Raw genomic sequence first — 19,158 nt, 5'->3', positions numbered from 1 at the left:
TAGGGGAAACGAATGGTTCAGTTGACCGCGATCCAACACTGGGTGGATGCACCCGGGTCGGTTGTGTCGTGGGGTCCTTCGCCGGCGTCGGTGAAGAAGTTGAGCGCCGCCCCGGTGAGCGACGTACCCGCCAGCTACCAGCAGGATCAGCACATCCGCAGCTTCCGCGAGCACACCGCCAACGGACTCGAGATGGCCCGGCTGCTGATCCCGGCCTGGAATGTGCCCGGTCGGTGCGATATCCGCGCCATGACCTACGTCATCAACGCCTACCTGCGCCGCCACGACACCTACCGCAGCTGGTTCGAATTCGCCGACGACGACAGCATCGTCCGCCACACCGCCACCAACCCCGATGACATTCAGTTCGTCGCCACCAGGCACGGCGAGATGACGTCGGGGCAGTGGCGCGACCACATCCTGGCCACCCCGACTCCTCTGGAGTGGGACTGCTTCCGCTTCGGGGTCATCCAACGGGCCGACCACTTCACCCTGTACGTCAGTGTCGACCATCTACACGGTGATGCGATGCTGATGGTGCCCCTGTTCGTCGAACTGCACATGAACTACACCGCGCTGGTCGAAGGCGGGGCCCCGATCCGGTTGACGGAGACGGCCTCCTACCACGACTACTGCGTCCGCCAGCGGGAGTACACCTCCGGGCTGACCCTGCAGTCGCCCGAAGTGCGCGGGTGGATCGACTTCTTCGAGAACAATGCGGGCTCGCTGCCGAAGTTCCCGCTACCGCTGGGCGACCCGTCGGTGCACTGCCTGGGTGACCTACTCACGGTCGAGCTGATGGACGCCCACGAGACCGACAGGTTCGAGCTGGCCTGCACCGCGGTCGGTGCCCGGTTCATCGGCGGTGTGTTCGCCTGCGCTGCCATCGCCGAATGTGAACTCTCGGGAACCGCCGACTATCACGTGATCACGCCCACCACGACCCGCACGACGCAGGAAGAATTCGCGACGACGGGTTGGTACACCGGCCTGGTCCCGATTTCCGTTCCGGTCGTCGGGCGATCCTTCGGTGAGGTCGCGCGTGCCGCGCAGGCCTCCTTCGACAGCGGCATGGACATGTCCAACGTCCCGTTCGAGCGGGTCTTCGAGCTGGCCGAATCGCTGCCCCATATAAAGAAGCCCGGCTCGGGTGTGCCCATGCTGTCGTATCTGGACATCGGCCTGCCGCCGCTGAATCCGGTGGTGATGTCGTACTGGCAGCGGCTGAACGGCCGAATCTACTGCGACCTGGGGGCGGCCAAGCAGATCGGTATCTGGGTGAACCGGCGCGAAGCCGGCACCACCGTGACGGTGGCGTACCCGGACAACCCGATCGCGCGGGAATCCACCTCCCGGTTCGTCGACGCGATGAAGGCTGTGTTCCTGGAAATCGCCGACGGGCGCTACGCGCCGGCAGTCCTGGCCGGGGCCGGCGCGGCAGGCTACGGGCAGTAGGACGTCTCACCTGTGCCGACGCAGAACCGTCCCGCCCGTTCACCTTTCAGGGGACGGGCGCCCAAACATCCACCGCAGCAAGATAATCGGCTCACCTTCACCGATCAGGCGCTTTTCCTCGCGCTGCGTGCCACCGGCGAAGAGGCCGTCATGCAGTGCGCGTGGCTCTACGAGCATCCGGTGGACCTCGAGGGGTTGAGGCGCTTTCACCGGAATTTCGGTTATGGGCTGGCCGGCCGACGCATCGAGCCGTCGCCGCTGCCCTTCGGACGCCATCGATGGGTGTCGTCGCTCGGTCCGCCCGTAGGTATCGACTTCGTCGAACACCCCCGTCCGCGTGAGGAACTCAGCGATTGGCTCGACGAGCGGGCTCAGCTCCCGATCGATCCGCAGTGGGGCCCGGCGTGGCATCTGGGCGTGCTGCCGCTCACCGACGGTTCGACGGCGGTCACGATGGTGGGGTCGCACTGCATCGGTGATGGCGGCGGCGCGTTTCTCACCGTCTTCGAGGCTGTCAACGGAGTCAACCGCGATCTCGGCTACCCGCCGCCGTTGTCCCGCACCCGCTCGCGCGCCATCCTCACCGACGCCAGGGAGACGGTCCAAGGGCTACCGGAGGTGGCCCGCACGGTCGCCGAAGCGGTTCGGCAGGCCCGAAAGCGCAAGCGCGACAGTGCGAGTTCAGGTGCACCGGCACCCCGCGATGTCGCCGGTCGTCACGACGACGAGCTCGTGGTTGCGCCCGCCATCACGGTTTTCGTCGACGCCGCCGAGTGGGATGCCCGTGCCGCTGCCCTCGGTGGAAACAGCTATGCGCTGAGCGCCGGGTTCGCCGCGAAGCTGGCTCAGCGGATCGGGCGGGTGCGCGCAGTAGACGGCATGGTCACCCTCAACGTCCCGATCAATGATCGAACTCTGGAAGACACCAGGGCGAACGCGGTGACACTCGGCGATATCACCGTCGATCCGACGAATGTGACCTCGGATCTGACCGCCCTGCGCCTTGCCATCCGGGAGAGTCTGAAGGCCCGCAAGGATTCGCCCGACGAGGCGTTGAAACTCCTGCCGCTCATCCCGTTCCTGCCCAAGCGTGCCGTGCGCAAAACCGCCGATGCGATGTTCAACTTTGCGGACCTGCCCGTGTCGTGTTCCAACCTGGGGGAGTTGCCCGCAGATATCGGCCGCGCAGATGGCACCGACGCCGAGTTCGTCTACGTCCGCGGGGTCGACGGTGCCGTCACCAGAGGTTTCCTCGAAGCGCGTCGCGGCCTGCTCACCGTGATCTCGGCACGGGTGAACGGTCGGCTCAGCCTGGCCATCATCGCGTATCGCCCCGGCGCCGAGAACACCAAACCCGAATTGCGTGAGCTGGCGGCGAAGGTACTGGCCGAGTTCGAGCTGACCGGTATCATCGACTGAGCATGACGTTCTCAGTACCGGCCAGAAGTGTTGGGCCACAGGATAATCAACTGGAGCTGATCGACCAGGCCACTTTGCTGTCGATGCGTGCCACGGGCCGCGGGCAACTCATGCAGATGTCTTGGCTCTACGAGCATCCGGTTGACTTCGACGGGCTGAAGCGGTTCTACCACGACCTCGGGTACGGGCTCTACGGCCGGCGGATCGAGCGGTCGCCGCTGCCGTTCGGCAGGCACCGGTGGGTCTCCTCGTTGGGGCCGGCATCCGATATCGATTTCGCCCCGCATCCGCGTCCCCGCGCTGAACTCACCGACTGGATCGACGAGCGGGCGCAGCTGCCGATCGACCCGGAAACAGGTCCGGCCTGGCGCTTGTCCGTGCTTCCTCTGACGGACGGGTCGACGGCGATCTCGATTATCGGCTCGCACTGCATCTCCGACGGCGGCGGGGCGCTGTTCACCATGGCGTGCGCGGCCAACGGGGTGACCAGCGACTTCGGTTATCCGGCACCGGGTTCTCGGTCCCGGCTGCGTGGGCTGATCACCGATTTCGGGGAGATCGTGCGGGATCTGCCCAAGATCGCGAAGGCGGCCGTCGCTGTCACGAAACTCGTGTCGGCAAGTCGCAGGCAGAGCCGGGAATCCGCACCGGCGAAAGCCGAGGTTGCGCTGGGGCCGGAGTATGACGAGGAATTCATCGTGCCTGCCATCACGATCTTCGTCGATACCGCCGAGTGGGATGCCAGAGCGAACGCGCTTGGCGGAAACAGCTATTCGCTACTCGCCGGGTTGGCTGCGAAGTTCGCCGAGCGGATCGACCGCCGAGAGGCCGACGGTAGCGTCACGTTGCTGGCGGCAGTGAGTCAGCGGACGATGGAGGACACTCGAGCAAACGCGATGTCCTTGGCGAAGGCCAGCGTCGACCCCGAGCCGGTGACGACAGATCTCTCCGCTGCCCGGGCTGCCCTCAAGACGGCCGTCACCGCGGTCCGCGAGTCGAACGACGACCTGGGGCTGCTGCTGCCGCTGATACCGCTGATCCCGAAACGGCTGATGAAGCGTGCGGCCGGCGCGTTGTTCGGCTTCGGCAATCTTCCGGTGGCGTGTTCCAACATGGGCGATCTCGACGCGTCGATCGGCCGTCCCGACGGCACCCAGGCCGAATACGTCTATCTGCGGGGTGTGGATCGCCAGATGACCCGACGTGAGCACGAACGGGCCAACGGGGAGCTCGTCCTGGTGTCGGGACGGATCGCCGGGAAGGTGTCCATCGGCGTCATCGCCTACCGGCCCGGCGGCGAGAATTCGAAGGCCGCCCTGCGTGAGCTGGCGGCTAAAACCCTGGCGGAGTTCGAGCTCACCGGTGTCATCGATTAGCCATCCATCGGCAGACAAGCCCGACAACACACTGGCCCTGATGGACCAGGCATCGTTTCACTGGGTGCGCGCCAGCGGGCATGTTCACTGTGTACAAGCCACCTGGGTGTATGCGCGCGAGATCGACGTCGACGGGCTCAACCGGATGGTCGACAACCTCGCGCACGGACTGATCGGCCGGCGGATCGAACGGTCCCCGCTGCCGTTCGGCCGCGATCGCTGGATCAGGTGGGAGCCGTCGACCCCCATTGATGTTGCGGCACCGATCCGATCGCAGTCCGATGTCGCCGTCTGGGCCGACCAACGTGCGGCGGTGCCCATCGATCCCGAGGCGGGGCCGTCCTGGCATGTCGGCATCGTCCCGATCGAAAACTACGGAACCGCCGTCAGCATTGTCGCCTCGCACACCGTCATCGATGGCCTGGGCTTCGCCATCGTGCTGGCCGACGCCGCCAAGGGCATCACCCGTGATCTCGGATATCCGCCGCCGCGGGCCCGTCGGCGCCTTGCCGCCGTCGCTGACGATGCCCGCGGGGCGGCGCTGGGTGTGCCGGACATGGTTCGCGCGGTCGCTGCGGCGCCGAAGCTCGCCAAGAAGGCCAGCCGCGGTAAGGCGAGCCCGAACCCGAGCCGTACACGCTCCACGCAGATCTCGGATGCCGATCGGCGGATCGAGCTGCCGACGGCCACCGCCTACGTCGATATCGCCGACTGGGATGCTCGCGCCAAAGCCCTTGGTGGCACCAGCAATTCGCTTTTCGCCGGCTTCGCCGCGAAGCTTGCGGAACGGACCGGCCGGGTGCGCGACGACGGGCTGGTGACGCTGGCCTACCCGGTCAGCGACCGCACCGAGGGCGACACCCGCGCGAATGCGCTCAAATCGGTGGAGCTGACGGCCGACCCGGCACCTGTCACCGGCGAGCTTCGCACCCTGCGCGCAGGCATCAAGCAGGCATTGACCGATGGGCTGGGAGATTTCGCCGATCAGGAGGCTTTGCTGCCGCTGATCCCGTTCATTCCGCTCGCGGTGGCCAGAAACGTGCCGCCGGAAGCTGGGGGTTTTGCGGATCTTCCGGTGGGATGTTCGTACCTGGGTGATCTCGATCCGGCGGTGGCACTCGCGGACGGGACCGCGGCCGATTACTTCTCCATCAGACTGGTCGAGCAGAACCTCACCACCCACAGTCATGAGCTCAGTTACGGCGAACTGCACATCACGTCGGGGCGTAGCTGCGGCAAAGTGTTCATGGCGGCAAGGGCGTATCAACCCTGGACGCCGAACTCGCGCGAGCATCTGCGCGGACTGCTGGCGGCCGTCCTGGCGGATTTCGATCTGAGCGGCACGATCAACTAGCGCGGCTACAGCCCGTGGAAACCGACCGCGATCATGATGCCGCCGATCACGGCCAGGACGATCGCCAGATCGCGACGGGTCCGCGCCCGAATCCAGTTGCGCAGCGTGACCAGGACGGCACGGGTCCGGTCGGGCGCGACCAGACAGCACAGCAGGGGAATCCCCACCACGACGTCGCCGATGACGACGAAGGTCAGCAGCGCGCCGAGCTGCACCAGGGGGGCGCTGTCCGATGTGGCGATGAGGACCAGCAGCGCCATGTAGTCCACCGACGGCACCGCGACTCCGAGGCCCATCACGCCGGACAGCCACGGTGAGTCGCGTTGCACGAGCCCGCGGGCATGTGTCGTCAGCCTGGCCAGGGCGCGCGGCGGAACCGGTTCGAACGGGGCCTCCGCTGCGGTATCGCGGGGGATCGTCGCAGCGGAGGGGGATCTACGTGAAAAGCGGGCACCGAGGACGCTGACGGCCAGCCCCGCTGCGGCCACCAGGGCGATCACGCCCATACCGATCTGGACCTTGGCTCCGCTGATGTCGAGGTCGAGGAAGAAGCCGTGGTGGAACACGAACAGGACGAGCACGCCGACGCCGATCGTCACCGCGGCGGTGGTGCACAGGAAGGCCAACAAATGCAGGATCGGCCGGGACTTGCTGAGCATCAGCGTGATCAACCCGATGCGGGTCGGCTCGAAGTTCACCGCGATGGCCAACACCAACACGGTCGTCCACATGGGTGATGACCTTACCTACGACGCGGTGCCCGGACCGTGCGCGGTCAGCGAGCTCCGCCGTTGCTGGCTGCGGTTTCGCAGATATCGGCTGCCTTGGCCGCGCTGACGGCGGGCGGTGTCATCTCCTTGGCGATCTCGCGGGTGCGGGCCAGCACCTCCGGGGCGAGGATCACCCGGAGAGCGGCGAGCAGCTTGTCCTGCGTGATACTCGAAAATCGCCGGGACGCACCGATTTTCAGCCGTTTGATTTGTTGGCCCCAGACCGGCTGGTCTGCGACCGACCACAACACCAGCGTGGGAACGCCGGCCCGCACCCCGGCCGCGGTCGTGCCCGCGCCTCCGTGGTGCACCACCGCGCGGCAGTGCGGGAACATGGCCACGTAGTTCACTGCGCTGACGAGCTTGACGTGCTCGGCGCGGGGGACGCCGGACAGATCCCACGACCCGGTACTGATCAGCGCCCGTTCGCCCAGCTGTGCGCACACCGCGGTGATCATCGCGATGACATCGGCGGGCGACTCGATCGGTGTGCTGCCGAAGCCGAAGTAGATCGGTGGCGTCCCGGCGGCGATCCACGCGGCCACCTCGTCGTCTGTCGCGGTCACCAACTCCCGCGTTATCGACCCGACGAACGGCCGTTTGCCGCCCCACTCTTCGTTCAGTCCGGGAAACAGCCGCGCGTCGTAGGCCTGGATCTCGATCGCCCCGCTGTCGACGATGCGGCGCACCGAGTTGACCTTGGCTTCGGGTAGACCCAGCTCCCGTCGCTGCGCGTCCTCGGCGTTCTTCTGCAGCCGCCACAGGGCCCACTCGGCCACGCCGAACGCGCGGGGGATCACCGGCTGCGGAAGCGGGACCGGGAAGAGATGGCTGTTGGGCCGGGCGGGGAAATAGTGCAGTGCGGCCAGCGGGATCTGATAGTGCTCGGCGACGTTCGCGCCGATCTCCTGATAGGTCGTGCCCGTCAAGATCAGGTCGGCGCCGTCGGCAAGCTCGACCAGGGTGGCACTCATCTCGGCCCAGCCCCTGGTCATGTACTCGCGGCCCTCGCGGAACGTGGTCATGGGGTTCTGGAATTTCCACCAGTTCTGGAACGCGTCGGACTCCATTTGTTCTGCGGAGTCCACCCCGTAGGGGACCGCGGGGATAAGGCCGTTGGCCTCGGTGAACCCGACGAGGTTGGGTGGGCACGCGATGCGGACGTCGTGGCCGCGTTCGAGGAGGTCCAAACCGACGGCCAGGCAGGGCTCGACGTCGCCGCGGGAGCCGTGGACCGCGATGGCGAATTTCACTCGGTGCCCAATCGGGGTCCGGCGGGTCGCACAGTACGGCGGCGGGCCGAAAAATCGACCGCGGTGGGCAAACCGGTCCTGTGCGATGAATGAGCCGTCCTGCCGAACACGCACCCATTACAGCACAGCGTGCAGGGCTCGCGAGATGTCGTCGACGCGCGGTTCGGGGTGCGCCCTTGCCGGTCCAGGACTGGCTGGCGCAGTTGTCCACTCACGTCGGGAGGGGGCGGGAAGATCAGCTGCGCCCGCTGCTGAAGAAGACGCTGCTTGTTCGCTGAGAAGCTGTGTCGAGCCGGCGTGCAACGGCGTCAAGACACCAATTCCGCGATCACATAAGTGATTATCGCCACCGTGTAGCGTGGTAGAGGTGTTTAAGCGGCTGACAGCGCGGGCTGCGGCAGCGGGAATTGGCTTTACGGGCCTGGGCCGGCTGATTGTTCGCCACCCGCTCATGGTCGTCGGCGCCTGGGTCCTGCTTGCCGCTGTCTTGTTGCTGGCGCTGCCGCCGTTGGCGGTCGTGGCCGAGAAGCATCCGCCGCCGTTGTTGCCGGAGAACTCGGCGGTCCTGAAGTCGAACGCCGCCATGAAGGACGCATTCCACGAAGGTGACTCCGCGAATCTTGCCGTCGTGGTGTTGAGCAACGAGAACGGGCTGAACGCGGAGAACGAGGTCACCTACCGGGCTCTGGTCGACAAATTGTTGGCCGATCCCAAAGATGTCGCCGACGTACAGGATTTCGTGCGTATTCCCGAACTGCGTTCGGTGATGACCAGTAAAGACCACAAGGCCTGGAATCTGCCGGTCAACCTGACCGGCACGATGGGTACCCCAGAGGGCCAGACGGCGTATCAGAATGCAGCCAAAGTCGTCCGCGAGACCACGGCCGACACCGGCCTGACTGCGAACATCGTCGGCGCTGCGGCGACGTTCGACGATGTCACCACGCTGGGAGCGGAAGACCAGCACCTCATCGAAATAGCGACGATCGTCACCGTCCTCACGATTCTGATCATCGTGTACCGCAACCTGGTGGCGATGGTCATCCCGTTGATCACCATCGGCGCATCATTGGTGGTCGCTCAGCAGGTCGTGGCCGGGCTCGGCATGGTCGGCCTCGGGCTCGGGCCGCAGACGCTCGTGCTGATGACCGGGATGATGATCGGAGCAGGCACCGACTACGCGGTGTTCCTCTTCAGCCGGTATCAAGAGTGCGTCCGGCACGGGGAGAGTCCGGACGACGCCATCGTCAGTGCGCTCGGCTCGATCGGCGGGGTGATCGCGGGGTCGGCGGGAACCGTGGCGATCACCTTCTTCGGCCTCGGATTCGCCACGCTCGGTGTGTTCGCGACGGTCGGTCCCGCGCTGGCGATCACCATCGCCATCGGCTTCCTCGCGTCGATCACGCTGCTGCCGGCGCTGATCGTGATGGCGGGCCGGCGTGGCTGGGTGAAGCCGCGCCGCGATCTGACCGGAAAGTTCTGGCGGCGCTCGGGCATCCACATCGTGCGCAGGCCGCGGATTCATCTCGTGACAAGTCTGGTCATCCTCGTCGCGCTGGCCTTCTGCGCGACGTTGACCAAATACAACTACGACGACCGCAAGAACCTGCCAGAAGACTCTCCGAGCAACCTCGGATATGCGGCCATGGACAAGCACTTCCCGATCAGCAGCACGCTGCAGCAATTCATCCTGATCCAGTCTCCGGGGGACCTGCGCACCCCCAAGGCGCTCGCCGACATGGAAATGATGGCGGCCCGGGTGGCCCAGCTGCCCAATATCGAGATGGTGCGCGGTATCACCCGGCCGTCGGGGGAGATGCTCGAGCAGGCCAAGGCCACGTATCAGGCGGGTGAAGTCGGCAGCAAACTGGGCGACGCTTCGCAGCTCATTTCGGCCAACGATGCGAACCTCACCGCACTCAGCAGCGGGGCCAACCAGATGGCGGATGCCCTCAATCAGGTCCGTAACACGGTCGTCGGCGGGCTGGGCAGCATCCGTGGTGTCGCGGCGGCACTGGAGGAGATGCAACGTAAGTTCGGCGGTACCAAGACGCTCGACGAGATTGACAAGTCGGCCAGCCTGGTCACAAATATGCGCGAGCTGGGTGATTCGTTGGGGGTCAACGTCGCCCGGATCAGCGATATCTCCGCGTGGGCGACGCCACTGGTCAACGCACTCAATACCAGCCCCCAATGCGACAGCGATCCGGGTTGCGTCGACTCCCGTGCCGACCTGCAGCGGTTGGTCGCGGCCGGTAATGACCCGGCGATGCAGAGCATCGCCGAACTCGGGCGCCAACTCCAGACCGCTCAGGGCAGCGAGACACTCGACGACACGGTGGGCTGGCTCAACAAGACCATCACCACCGCGACGGCTGCGGCGCGAAAGTTGGGGATCGGGGATGCGAGCGGGCTCCAGACAAAACTCAACACCTTGCTGCAGGGAGCCAACACGCTCGCCGATTCGAGTCGGCAATTGGCCTTGGGTGTTCAGACGCTGGTCGATCAGACCAGGGTGATGGGCAATGGCATGGACCAGGCGTCGGCGTTTCTGCTCGCCATGAAACGCGGCGCCGCCGACCCGCCGATGTCCGGCTTCTATATTCCGCCGGAGATCCTCACCCAGGCTGAATTCAAAAAGGCCGCTGCGCTATTCGTGTCGGAGGATGGGCACACCGCGCGATATCTGGTTCAGACATCGCTGGATCCGTTCAGCACGGCCGCCATGGATCAGGTTGGCGAGATCATCAAGACCGCGGAGAGCGCCAGGCCCAACACCACGTTGGCCGACGCGCACATATCGATGGTCGGCTTCTCCGCCGTCAACAATGATGTCCGAAACTATTACAACAGCGATGTTCGTTTTATCGTCATTTTCACGCTGATCGTCGTCTTCTTTATTCTGATGATCTTGCTGCGCGCGATCGTCGCGCCGATCTACCTGGTGCTGTCGGTCATTCTCTCGTATATGTCGGCATTGGGAATCGGTGTCGTATTTTTTCAATTCGTGCTGCACCAAGATATGGCCTGGAGTGTGCCCGGGCTGGCCTTCCTGGTCCTGGTCGCAGTCGGTGCGGACTACAACCTGCTGCTGATATCTCGTATTCGCGACGAGTCCCGCCTCGGAGTTCGATCCGGGGTCATCCGCACCGTGGGTGCGACGGGCGGCGTCATCACCTCGGCGGGCCTGATCTTCGCGGCATCGATGCTGGGCATGGCAGCCAGCAGCATCAAGGGCATCGTGCAGATGGGCGTCATCATCGCCGTGGGCCTGCTGCTGGACACCTTCTTGGTTCGGACCATCACCGTGCCGGCGATTGCCGTCCTGCTCGGTAAGGCGAACTGGTGGCCGTCGAATCTGGCCAAGGAGTTTGCCAAGGCAGACAAGGAAAAGCGGGCCGAAGAATCCGCGGCGGCTGAACTCGCTTCCGCGGACTCGGCGCCAGGGTCGGCTGCCGACTAGGGCGCATTCAGAAGCGAAACGTCAGCGCTCGGTCACCGGTCGGCCTTGGTGAACCATTTCGTCTTGACCCGCCAGGAGTGCGCGGCCGCGAGGGCGAACACCGCGCCGCAGATGCAGGCGAAGAACCAGACGAGCTTTCCGCCTTCGAGTGCCTGAATAGGGTGTACGAAGGCGGTGGTGATCCGGACGGCACAGGCCATGATTCCGCTGGCCGACGCGACGAGATAGACATTGGCGATCAGCCGCGAGCGTGGATCGCGGCGCAGGATGAGCAGGGCGCGGAAGCTGTAGCCCAGAAGGTAGATGAGCGTCCCGCAGAGGATCAGCCAGTAGATGCTCAGCCACATGTCGGTGGGGACAGTGAAGAAGTCGTCGCGGTAGATGCTCGACGCGTGACTCAGGGAGAACGCGATCAGCAGCAGCGGGATACAGATGGTGGCCGGCCGCTCCACGTATTGCTTGAACGTCGCGTGCAGCGCGTTGTCGTCTTGCAGTCGGCCGAGCGCGTTGTAGACGATCGCGGAGGCGGCGACGATGTAGCAGTCGTGGCCGAGGTAGTCCTCGAGGTTCCACATGCCGGTCAGGGAATGTAGCCAGTGCCCGAGCGTTTGGGAGGCGAAGGGCGACATCAGCAGCAACGCGGCGCCCTGGAGAGCGATGTTGAGGGTGGCAGCAACTTCCCATCGGCACGTCCACGTGACGCGGCGGATCCACAGACTCCAGGCGATACACCCGACGGTGATCGCGATGAGCGTTGCTATAGCCACAGAGAGTGCCTTCGGGCCTGAATACGGGTCGCCAAATTCTATAACTTAAAGCGGCGGTGCGTCTTGGCGTGGCGATAATTCGGAAAGTTTGGTCGGACGGCGTGTGGCTGTTTTATTTACGGTCTCGTTAATTGTCGCCACGGTTACCGGAGCGGACTCGATGTAGCTCCACACTTCTTGGCGACTCATGAGTCCGAATCGGATCTGCAGGTCCGGATAGCTCAGATCGAACCGGTCCGCGACGCGACGCAATTCCTCGGCGTTGGGGTAGTCCTGTTCTTTGATCCGGCGGTAATAAGTGCTGCTTGACGTGCCGAGGGAGTCGTAGATCTCCTTGGCCTCAAGGTCTCCGTCAAGGAGGTAGTCCAGCAGCGCCTTGAGCTGCCGACCATTTTCATCTGTCCGGGGCACCACTACACCTTAACTGGGCACCCCGCTTTTGGGCACGTCTAACCGCAAACTTGACATCACCTGTTGTATTGACACTGCCGTCACGGTTTTGGCAGTGGTCTCCCATTTTTGGGACATGGTGTGTAGCTTGATCTGCATGGCTGCTCCTTATGTCGCTCAATCGGACTCGACGCCGCTACGGATAACCGACTACGACATTGCCGGGCGTCCCAGTCCTGGAGACCTGGCGAAGTTCTCCGCGCCCCTTTCGGAGGTGCTGACCGACGAGCTCGACGAGGCGCAGCGAATCCTCGGCATCCCCACCGAGGAGATCGTTCTGGCCGCACTCGGCCGCACCATTGCCCGCACCATCGGTGAGGGCTACGTCGCGGTCGATTTCACCGGCGGTGAGCACAGCGCCTCCGCCCTGGCCCTGCACTGCGCCGCACCGGAGCGCGCCAGCGCCAGCGAGATGCTGGTGAGCGTGCATCGTGAACTCAGCGCCGCGCCGCGCCGCGCCCACGAGCAGCCGGCGGAAGTCCTGATCTCCTACCGCGGCTCGGCTCCGGAGCTGGCGTGCTTCGACCACGCCCTGGAGATTCGGTTCTACCGCGACGGCGGACTGATGTATCTGGACTGGCAGTACGACAGCCGGCAGTTCGCCTCCTACACGGTGGAAGAGCTCACCGAGCAGTTCCCCTTCGCTCTGATCGAGCTGACCTCGGAGGCCACCCCGGCGCTGCTGGGCAAGACCGACGTCGCCATCGCTGTCGGCGCCTTCGGTCGCTAGCGCCGGGTCGGATTTGCGCCGCTCGGTAGAATTTCAGCCGAACGGCACAGATCCGGCCATCACCGGGGAGCCTTCGGAAGAACAGCCTGATCAGCTCAGCTGATTAGGCCCAGTAGAACCGAACGGGACGGCCCGTCACAGCCTGCAGTTGAGCGGCCACGCGTGTGCGTGTGCAAGCGGGGTGGTACCGCGGCGCTCGCGCACCAGCGCGTCGTCGTCCCCGTGCCATGACGTTGGGCACAGGAGACGACGGACCGCAGTGACTGAGAACGCTTACCCCAAGCTGGCCGCAGGCTCACCGGATTTTCCGGCGCTCGAAACCGATGTCCTGGCCTATTGGGCTGCCGACGACACGTTCCGCGCCAGCATCGACCAGCGCGACGGCGCGCCGGAGTACGTGTTCTACGACGGGCCGCCGTTCGCCAACGGCTTGCCGCACTACGGTCACCTTCTGACCGGCTACGTCAAAGACATCGTTCCCCGCTACCGGACCATGCGCGGTTACAAGGTGGAGCGGCGCTTCGGCTGGGACACCCATGGTTTACCCGCCGAGCTCGAAGTGCAGCGTCAGCTCGCGATCACCGACAAGTCGCAGATCGAAGAGATGGGCATCGAGAAGTTCAACGATGCCTGCCGCGCGTCGGTGATGAAGTACTCCGACGAATGGCAGGCGTACGTCACCCGGCAGGCGCGCTGGGTGGACTTCGACAACGACTACAAGACGATGGACCCGTCGTTCATGGAGTCCGTGATCTGGGCGTTCAAGCAGCTCTGGGACAAGGGCCTGGCCTACGAAGGCAACCGGGTGCTGCCGTACTGCTGGAACGACGAGACCCCTCTGTCCAGCCACGAACTGCGGATGGACGACGACGTCTACCAGAGCAGGCAGGACCCGGCGATCACCGTCGGTTTCCGAATCGAGGCGGGACCGCTGGCCGGCTCCCATTTCCTGGTGTGGACGACGACGCCGTGGACCCTGCCGTCGAACCAGGGTGTCGCCGTCAATCCCGATGTCAGCTACGTCGACGTCCGAGGTTCAGACGGACAGCGGTATGTGCTGGCCGAAGCCAGGCTGGCCGCCTACGCCAGGGAACTCGGCGAAGAACCCGAGATCCTCGGCACCTACGCTGGTGAGCAACTTCTCGGCATGCGTTACCTGCCGCCGTTCCCGTACTTCACCGACCGCGCCGAGTCCGGACCGGATTTCCAGGTGTTGCGTGGCGAGTTCGTCACTACCGAGGACGGCACCGGCATCGTGCACATGGCGCCCGCCTACGGTGAGGACGACAAGGCCACCACCGACACGGTCGGCGTCGTGGTGGTGACACCGGTGGACTCCAAGGGTCGCTTCGACTCGACGGTGCCCGACTACGCGGGGCAGCATGTCTTCGACGCCAACCCGCAGATCATCCGCGACCTGAAGAACCGCACCGGGCCCGCTGCGGCCAACGGTGCGATCCTGCTGCGCCACGAGACCTATGAGCACTCATACCCGCATTGCTGGCGCTGCCGTAACCCGCTGATCTACCGCGCGGTGTCGTCGTGGTTCATCAAGGTGACCGAATTCCGGGACCGGATGGTCGAGCTCAACCAGGAAATCACCTGGTATCCCGAACACGTCAAGGATGGCCAGTTCGGCAAGTGGCTGCAAGGGGCGCGGGACTGGTCGATCTCCCGAAACCGCTACTGGGGCAGTCCGATCCCGGTCTGGAAGTCCGACGATCCCGCGTACCCGCGCATCGACGTGTACGGCAGCCTCGATGAGCTCGAGCGTGATTTCGGGGTGCGCCCGGACAATCTGCACCGGCCCTACATCGATGAGTTGACCAGGCCCAACCCGGACGACCCGAGCGGCAACTCGACGATGCGCCGCATCGAGGACGTGTTCGATGTCTGGTTCGATTCGGGATCCATGCCGTATGCCCAGGTGCACTACCCATTCGAGAACAAGGACTGGTTCGAAGGGGCCGCGGGTGGGGCGGCGGGAGCCGCTACGGCCGAAGAAGCGCACTTCCCCGGCGATTTCATTGTCGAGTACATCGGCCAGACCCGCGGCTGGTTCTACACGATGCACATCCTGGCCACCGCGCTGTTCGACAAGCCGGCGTTCAAAACCTGTGTGGCGCATGGCATCGTGCTGGGCAATGACGGTGCGAAGATGAGCAAGTCGCTGCGCAACTATCCCGACGTCAGCGAAGTGTTCGATCGCGACGGTTCCGATGCCATGCGTTGGTTCCTGATGGCCTCGCCGATCCTGCGGGGCGGCAACCTGGTGGTCACCGAACAGGGCATTCGCGAGGGTGTCCGTCAGGTGCTGCTGCCGTTCTGGAATGCCTACAGTTTCCTGTCGCTCTATGCGCCGAAAGTCGGTGTCTGGCGTACTGATTCGGCACACGTACTGGACCGCTACATCTTGGCCAAGCTCGCCGTGCTGCGCGACGATCTGACCGCCGCATTGGATATCTGCGATATCTCCGGTGCCTGCGACCAGCTGCGCCAGTTCACGGAGGCCCTGACCAACTGGTATGTCCGCCGCTCGCGCAGCAGATTCTGGGACGAAGATCCCGATGCCATCGACACGCTGCACACGGTGCTCGAGGTGACGGCGCGGTTGGCGGCGCCGCTGCTGCCGTTGGCCACCGAGGTGATCTGGCGCGGGATCACCGGCGGCCGATCGGTGCACCTGACCGACTGGCCCGCTGCCGACCTGCCGTACGACGCCGAGCTGGTGGCGGCCATGGACCAGATCCGCGAGGTCTGCTCGGTCGGTTCCTCGCTACGCAAGGCGAAGAAGCTGCGGGTGCGCCTGCCGCTGCCCAAACTCACGGTGGCGGTCACCGAGCCGCAATTGCTGCAACCCTTCACAGATCTGATCGCCGATGAGCTCAATGTGAAATCCATTGAGCTGACCGATGACATCGCCGCCTACGGCCGCTTCGAGTTGGCGGTCAACGCCCGGGTGGCCGGCCCGAGGATCGGTAAAGACGTGCAGGCCGCGATCAAGGCGGTCAAATCCGGTGCGGGCGTCGTCAACGCCGATGGCACCCTGACCGCCGGCCCGGCCACGCTGCTGCCGTCGGAGTACAGCTCGAAACTGGTTGCGGCGGAACCGGAGTACACCGCGGCGCTGCCCGACGGTGCCGGACTGGTGGTGCTCGACGCCGATGTCACTCCGGAGTTGGAGGCCGAGGGCTGGGCCAAGGACCGGATCCGTGAACTGCAGGATCTGCGAAAGTCGACCGGGCTGGAGGTGTCCGACCGGATCGCGGTGCGGATGGCGGTACCCGCAGGCAAGGCGGAGTGGGCCCGGACGCATCGCGATTTGATCGCGGGCGAGATCCTGGCGACCAGCTTCGATTTCGTCGACGCCTTACCCGACGGATCGGATATCGGTGACGGCGTGACGGTGGCGATCGCCAGGGCGTGACTTGTGTTCACCGCCGCGTGACCGTGTTCGGTTCGAAAGTGGTCTGGCGACAACCTGATACGTGAAGTCGGATGGATTCAGCCCGCGGTGACGCGCGCGGTGTCCGCCCCGATCGACACGGTGTCCCCTGGCCGCAGCTGACGACCGCGCCGGGTCTCGACGTCACCGTTCACCTCGACCAGCCCGTCGGCGATGGCCGCCTTGGCGTCCGATCCGCTGTCGATCAGATCGGCGAGCTTGAGGAACTGGCCGAGTCGAATGGATTCGTCTCGGATCGGCACGTCGCGGGCGGGCATGGCAGTGAGATTAACGTGAGAGGTGGCCATAGCATCGAAACTGTGGACGCCGCCGATTCTGTCGCCGACGCGCCTGCGCAGGCGGGACGGTGGGTCCTGCATCTCGATATGGACGCCTTCTTCGCCTCCGTCGAGCAGCTGACCCGGCCGACACTGCGTGGCCGGCCGGTGCTGGTGGGTGGTCTCGGCGGTCGCGGTGTGGTGGCCGGTGCGAGCTACGAGGCACGCCCGTTCGGCGCGCGCTCGGCGATGCCGATGCATCAGGCGCGCCGGATGGTCGGCGCCCCGGCGGTCGTGCTGCCGCCGCGCGGTGTCGTGTACGGCGTGGCCAGCCGGCGGGTCTTCGACACCATCCGCGCCATCGTCCCGGTGCTGGAACAGCTGTCGTTCGACGAGGCCTTCGGGGAACCCGCCGAACTCGTCGGCGCCAGCGCAGAGCAGGTCCACGAATTCTGCGAGCACCTGCGGGGCCGGGTCCGCGAGGAGACCGGACTGACCGCTTCGGTGGGCGCCGGTGCCGGTAAACAGATCGCCAAGATCGCGTCCGGGCTGGCCAAACCAGACGGTGTCCGGGTGGTTCGGCGAGCCGAGGAGCGACTGCTGCTCGAGGGGTTGCCGGTCCGTCGGCTGTGGGGGATCGGCCCGGTGGCGGAGGAGAAGCTCAACCGACTCGGTATCGAGACCGTCGGTCAGTTCGCCGCATTGGCCGATTCCGAGGCGGCCAGCATTCTTGGCGCGACCATCGGACCGGCGCTGCACCGGCTCGCGAGGGGCATCGACGATCGGCCGGTTGCCGAGCGGGCCGAGGCCAAACAGATCAGTGCGGAATCCACGTTCGCCACCGATCTGACGACGCTGGCTCAGTTGCACGACGCCGCCGGGCCGATCGCCGAGCACGCGCATCAGCGCCTCGAGCGGGACGGCCGCGGTGCCAGGACAGTGACGGTCAAATTGAAGAAGACCGATATGACGACGTTGACCCGCTCGGCAACCCTGCCCTACGCGACCGCCGAGGCCGCGACGCTGATCGCCACCGCCCGCCGGCTGCTGCTGGACCCGGTGCAGGTGGGGCCGATCCGGCTACTGGGGGTGGGTTTCTCCGGGCTGTCGGATGTGCGTCAGGAATCGCTGTTCCCCGACCTGGATCAGGGTCAGGTCGAGCTCGGTGAGACCCGGGCGCCGGTCGCGGCGCCCGCGCTCGAAGCCGGTGGCTGGCGCATCGGTGACGACGTATCCCATCCCGATCTCGGCCACGGCTGGGTGCAGGGCGCCGGGCACGGGGTGATGACGGTCCGCTTCGAGACCCGCAGTTCGGGTCCGGGTCCGACCCGCACGTTCTCGGTCGAGGAACCAGCCGTGACCCGCGCGAACCCGGTGGACAGCCTGGACTGGCCTGATTTTGTCGCCGATATCGAGCGGTCAGCCGAAGAGAGCGAGGACATCACCGGCCGGTAGACCCGCTGCCAGTGCGGCCATCAGCAGCACCCGCGCCTGTGGTGGTCGCAGCTGCGGTACCACGATCGCGCCGGCATCCACCATCGCCCGTCCCGGCCCGTAGGTCGCGCCGGCCTGACCGCCGGGCACCCGCGTCGACACGGCGACGACGATGCCGGCCGCGCAGTGCTTGACCACACCGTCGATGACAGCCCTGCCCGCATTCCCGGAGCCGAGCGCTTCCAGCACCAGCGCCGCGGCGCCGGCAGCCACGCAGGCGTCCATCGCCACCGCGTCACTGCCGGCGTAGACGGCGACGATATCGACGCGCGGCGCCTGCGCGGCCGACAGTGCGCCCAGCGCCGGCCTTTGCTTGTCCCCGGCCGCGAGGAAACGGCCACCGGAAATTGTGCCCACCGAGGTGCCGGCGAAGCCGCTGAGGTCCTCGGTGGCCACCTTCTGCAGGCCCAGTGGCTGCAGTACGCGGCCCGCAAAGCACACCAGGACGCCAAGACCACGCGCCGCCGGATCGGCTGCCAGGATCAGAGCGTCCCGCAGGTTCGCCGGTCCGTCGGCATCGGGGGCGTCCGCGCTGCGCTGGGCGCCGGTGACGACAACGGGCGCGATGCCGCTGTAGGTGAGGTCGAGCCACAGCGCGGTCTCTTCCATCGTGTCGGTGCCGTGGGTGACGACGATGCCGGCGACGTCCGGGGAAGCCGCGGCATGCGCAACCGCGGCCCTGATCCGGTCCCAGTCGGCCGGCATCAGGTGCGAGCTGTCGACGGCCATCAGCTCGACCACGTCGATGTCGACGCCGGCATCGACACCGGACACCAGCTGTGCACCACTTCGGCTGGGGCGCTTCACCCCGTCGGCGTCCGAGCGCGTGGCGATGGTTCCGCCGGTGGCGATCACGACGACGCGGCTCATGCGCCTGATCATGCCTGACCATCGGTAGGGGATG

The 19,158-nt window shown here is 65.7% G+C and carries 14 protein-coding genes; 8 read left to right on the top strand and 6 right to left on the bottom strand.

Annotated features, from left to right (window positions below):
- Positions 1–12: 12 nt before the first annotated feature.
- From H7J73_RS12485 to H7J73_RS12470, 4 genes are read left to right on the top strand one after another with little or no spacing between them, the layout of a single operon-like run.
- Positions 13–1,455 carry a condensation domain-containing protein gene (locus H7J73_RS12485; protein ID WP_264067691.1) on the top strand — a complete coding sequence of 481 codons (1,443 nt, stop codon included), beginning with the start codon at positions 13–15 and terminating at the stop codon, positions 1,453–1,455.
- 12 nt (positions 1,456–1,467) lie between these two features.
- Entirely contained in the window at positions 1,468–2,874 is a 1,407-nt protein-coding gene (locus tag H7J73_RS12480) for a hypothetical protein (protein ID WP_264067690.1), read from the top strand.
- A gap of 2 nt (positions 2,875–2,876) precedes the next feature.
- Positions 2,877–4,250, top strand: a complete 1,374-nt coding sequence (locus tag H7J73_RS12475; protein ID WP_264067689.1) for a condensation domain-containing protein — start codon at positions 2,877–2,879, stop codon at positions 4,248–4,250.
- 40 nt (positions 4,251–4,290) lie between these two features.
- On the top strand, positions 4,291–5,604 hold the full coding sequence (locus H7J73_RS12470; protein ID WP_264067688.1) for a hypothetical protein: 1,314 nt from the start codon (positions 4,291–4,293) through the stop codon (positions 5,602–5,604).
- 5 nt (positions 5,605–5,609) lie between these two features.
- Here H7J73_RS12470 and H7J73_RS12465 read toward each other — a convergent pair whose 3' ends face one another.
- Entirely contained in the window at positions 5,610–6,335 is a 726-nt protein-coding gene (locus H7J73_RS12465; RefSeq protein WP_264067687.1) for a GAP family protein, read from the bottom strand.
- A 44-nt stretch (positions 6,336–6,379) separates the two neighbouring features.
- The gene (locus H7J73_RS12460) at positions 6,380–7,627 is read right to left on the bottom strand and encodes a glycosyltransferase (protein WP_264067686.1); all 1,248 of its coding nucleotides are present in this window, start codon (positions 7,625–7,627) and stop codon (positions 6,380–6,382) included.
- A 451-nt stretch (positions 7,628–8,078) separates the two neighbouring features.
- Between H7J73_RS12460 and H7J73_RS12455 the strand changes: the two genes are divergently transcribed.
- Entirely contained in the window at positions 8,079–11,090 is a 3,012-nt protein-coding gene (locus H7J73_RS12455; protein ID WP_264067918.1) for an MMPL/RND family transporter, read from the top strand.
- Positions 11,091–11,122: 32 nt separating this feature from the next.
- Here the strand turns inward: H7J73_RS12455 and H7J73_RS12450 are convergent, their stop codons facing one another.
- Positions 11,123–11,857 (bottom strand): hypothetical protein, encoded by a 735-nt coding sequence (locus H7J73_RS12450; RefSeq protein WP_264067684.1) that lies wholly within the window; start codon positions 11,855–11,857, stop codon positions 11,123–11,125.
- A gap of 45 nt (positions 11,858–11,902) precedes the next feature.
- A complete protein-coding gene (locus H7J73_RS12445) occupies positions 11,903–12,268 on the bottom strand; it encodes an XRE family transcriptional regulator (RefSeq protein WP_264067683.1) in 366 nt (121 codons plus the stop codon).
- Between the two features lie 136 nt (positions 12,269–12,404).
- Here H7J73_RS12445 and H7J73_RS12440 point away from each other — a divergent pair, with 136 nt between their 5' ends.
- On the top strand, positions 12,405–13,037 hold the full coding sequence (locus H7J73_RS12440; protein WP_264067682.1) for a hypothetical protein: 633 nt from the start codon (positions 12,405–12,407) through the stop codon (positions 13,035–13,037).
- Between the two features lie 259 nt (positions 13,038–13,296).
- Positions 13,297–16,464 carry an isoleucine--tRNA ligase gene (gene ileS, locus H7J73_RS12435; RefSeq protein WP_264067681.1) on the top strand — a complete coding sequence of 1,056 codons (3,168 nt, stop codon included), beginning with the start codon at positions 13,297–13,299 and terminating at the stop codon, positions 16,462–16,464.
- A gap of 77 nt (positions 16,465–16,541) precedes the next feature.
- Here ileS and H7J73_RS12430 read toward each other — a convergent pair whose 3' ends face one another.
- Positions 16,542–16,760 carry an RNA-binding S4 domain-containing protein gene (locus H7J73_RS12430; protein ID WP_264067679.1) on the bottom strand — a complete coding sequence of 73 codons (219 nt, stop codon included), beginning with the start codon at positions 16,758–16,760 and terminating at the stop codon, positions 16,542–16,544.
- A 108-nt stretch (positions 16,761–16,868) separates the two neighbouring features.
- Between H7J73_RS12430 and H7J73_RS12425 the strand changes: the two genes are divergently transcribed.
- The gene (locus H7J73_RS12425; protein ID WP_435405488.1) at positions 16,869–18,215 is read left to right on the top strand and encodes a DNA polymerase IV; all 1,347 of its coding nucleotides are present in this window, start codon (positions 16,869–16,871) and stop codon (positions 18,213–18,215) included.
- Here the strand turns inward: H7J73_RS12425 and H7J73_RS12420 are convergent.
- A complete protein-coding gene (locus H7J73_RS12420; RefSeq protein ID WP_264067676.1) occupies positions 18,180–19,124 on the bottom strand; it encodes an asparaginase in 945 nt (314 codons plus the stop codon). The two genes, H7J73_RS12425 and H7J73_RS12420, sit on opposite strands and share 36 nt — an antisense overlap.
- Positions 19,125–19,158: the final 34 nt, after the last annotated feature.

The sequence above is a fragment of the Mycolicibacterium komossense genome, assembly GCF_025822605.1.
Taxonomy (GTDB): domain Bacteria; phylum Actinomycetota; class Actinomycetes; order Mycobacteriales; family Mycobacteriaceae; genus Mycobacterium; species Mycobacterium komossense.
This window is presented reverse-complemented; position numbering and strand designations above follow the sequence as displayed.

Coding starts and splice junctions, on each gene's coding strand:
- H7J73_RS12465 (WP_264067687.1), bottom strand. CDS start 6,335: ATGTGGACGACCGTGTTGGTGTTGGCCATCGCGGTGAACTTCGAGCCG.
- H7J73_RS12430 (WP_264067679.1), bottom strand. CDS start 16,760: ATGCCCGCCCGCGACGTGCCGATCCGAGACGAATCCATTCGACTCGGC.
- H7J73_RS12475 (WP_264067689.1), top strand. CDS start 2,877: ATGACGTTCTCAGTACCGGCCAGAAGTGTTGGGCCACAGGATAATCAA.
- H7J73_RS12425 (WP_435405488.1), top strand. CDS start 16,869: ATGGACGCCTTCTTCGCCTCCGTCGAGCAGCTGACCCGGCCGACACTG.
- H7J73_RS12485 (WP_264067691.1), top strand. CDS start 13: ATGGTTCAGTTGACCGCGATCCAACACTGGGTGGATGCACCCGGGTCG.
- H7J73_RS12455 (WP_264067918.1), top strand. CDS start 8,079: ATGGTCGTCGGCGCCTGGGTCCTGCTTGCCGCTGTCTTGTTGCTGGCG.
- H7J73_RS12420 (WP_264067676.1), bottom strand. CDS start 19,124: ATGAGCCGCGTCGTCGTGATCGCCACCGGCGGAACCATCGCCACGCGC.
- H7J73_RS12470 (WP_264067688.1), top strand. CDS start 4,291: ATGGACCAGGCATCGTTTCACTGGGTGCGCGCCAGCGGGCATGTTCAC.
- H7J73_RS12440 (WP_264067682.1), top strand. CDS start 12,405: ATGGCTGCTCCTTATGTCGCTCAATCGGACTCGACGCCGCTACGGATA.